Source organism: Corallococcus sp. CA041A, assembly GCF_003612075.1.
In the GTDB taxonomy this organism is placed as follows: Bacteria; Myxococcota; Myxococcia; order Myxococcales; family Myxococcaceae; genus Corallococcus; species Corallococcus exiguus.
In genome coordinates this window covers 1-1,782 of the sequence record NZ_RAWF01000518.1, presented here as the reverse complement: position 1 = coordinate 1,782, position 1,782 = coordinate 1, and the positions used below count along the sequence as shown (strand labels likewise).

Below are 1,782 nucleotides of genomic sequence, written 5' to 3'. Positions count from 1 at the left end.
GGGTGGGGTATTGCTGGAGGGGAATGCCCACCTTCCGCCGCGCTCTCGCCTTCGTGCTCCTGGCCACCGGTTGCTCGCACATGTCCTTCGACAAGGCCAGCGAGCTGGACACCGTGCAGGCCTACCAGGACTTCCTGCGTGAGAACCCGGAGGATCCCGAGGCCCTGACGGCCCAGGGGCGCATCGAAGGGCTGGAGTTCGACGAGGCGAAGCGGCTGCACTCGGTCCTCGCCTACAAGCGCTTCCTGGAGACGTACCCGGACGCGCCGCAACAGCAGCGGGTGAAGTCGCTGCTGGAGGGCCTGCGCTTCAACGCGGCGAAGGAGGCGGACACGGAGGCCGGGTGGAGGCAGTTCCTCGCTGAGCACCCCGACGGCACCCACCGCGACGAGGCGCGCAACCGGCTGCAGGCGGCGCAGGAGCGCGACGTCCAGTCGACCACGGACCTCAAGCGCGTGTCCCAGCTCCTCCAGGGCGAGGCCGCCGGCGCGCGCCGCGAGGAGCTGGAGCGCAAGCTGGACGACGAGTCCTTCGCCCAGGCAAAGGACGCCGGAAAGCTCTTCGCCTACCTGCGCGACTTCCCCGCGGGCGCGCACCGCGAAGAGGTCCGCGTCAAGCTGCTGGAGCTGGAGGTGGAGGGACTGCTCGTCTCCGGGCTGGTGGACGAGGCCGAGGCGAAGGTGAAGGTCCACCCGCTGGGGCCGAAGCTGACGGGCTTCCCCACGCGCCTGGCCCGCGCCCGCGAGGAGCAGGGCGCTCTCTCCCGCACAGAGCCCGCCGTTCGCGCGATGCAGGCGGGTCACTACCTGCGCGACCTGGAGGACCTGAAGCGCGCGCTCGTGGCGCCGGATCCGCTGGACCGCTGGCAGGCGGCGGAGGAGCTGGGCCAGCACGTCTCCGTGCGCGCGGTGGATCCGCTACTGGAGGCGCTGCGCACGGCGCGCAACCCGCTGATCCGCCAGAACGCGCTGTCGTCCCTGCGCTCGGTGCTCTCCTCTCTGCCCGCCCCCGTGGCCGGCTACGAAATCGCCGTGCGGCTGGAGTCCCTGCGCGAGCGCGCCAGCAGCCCGGAGCTCTACATCACCGTGGCGGCGCTCCTGGACCTGAGCGGCCAACTGGAGCAGGCCGCCAGCCAGTACCAGCGCGTCTATGAGTCCGGCGGCACGGATCCGGTGGTGCTCTGGCGCTGGGTGCAGCTGCGCGAGCAGCGCCGCCAGGCGTTCTCCGCGGCGGTGGCGGCCCGACAGCTCGCGGTGTGGGCCCAGACGACCGCGCGCGAGGAGCTCGTGTCCGCGGAGGGTGGGGTGCCCCTGGCTTCGGCCCGTCAGCTCTGCGCGGCGGTGGTGGACGCGCGCTTCGCGGCCCAGGCCATCGCCAGGGTCCGCAACGAGAAGACGGAGTTCCCCGAGGACATGGACACCTTCGAGCGCACCGCCCAGGACGCGGTCCGCCTGGCCGAGGCGAAGCTCGCGGACGCGGAGCTGCTGCTGCGCCAGCAGCACCCCGGCGTGCGCACCTGCGCGGATCAACAGGTCGCCGAGCGCCTGTCGCAGGGAGTGAAGGAGCGCACCCAGGCGCTCCAGCAGGCGACGAGCGCGAAGCTGCCCAAGCCCGTGGGCACGCTGCTGCTGGAGCTGGCCCGCGAGCGCGATCCCTCCCCGGAGGTCCGCGCCGCGGCAGCCTCCCGGTTGGCTGGATCCACCCCTCCCTGAGACGGACTGGCGGACCCGACGGCGGCGGTTAGAGTCCCAGCCCCCCATGGCCGCCCCCCTGCCGCTGATC

1 protein-coding gene is annotated in these 1,782 nt (G+C 72.6%); it reads left to right on the top strand.

Annotation, left to right across the window (positions count from 1 at the left end; translation table 11 throughout):
• The first annotated feature begins 23 nt into the window (after positions 1-23).
• Complete coding sequence (locus D7V77_RS41820; protein ID WP_120581709.1) at positions 24-1,712, top strand: HEAT repeat domain-containing protein; 1,689 nt, start codon at positions 24-26, stop codon at positions 1,710-1,712.
• Positions 1,713-1,782: the final 70 nt, after the last annotated feature.

Excerpts from the sequence above, each read along its gene's own strand:
- D7V77_RS41820 (WP_120581709.1), top strand. The coding sequence starts at position 24 with ATGCCCACCTTCCGCCGCGCTCTCGCCTTCGTGCTCCTGGCCACCGGT.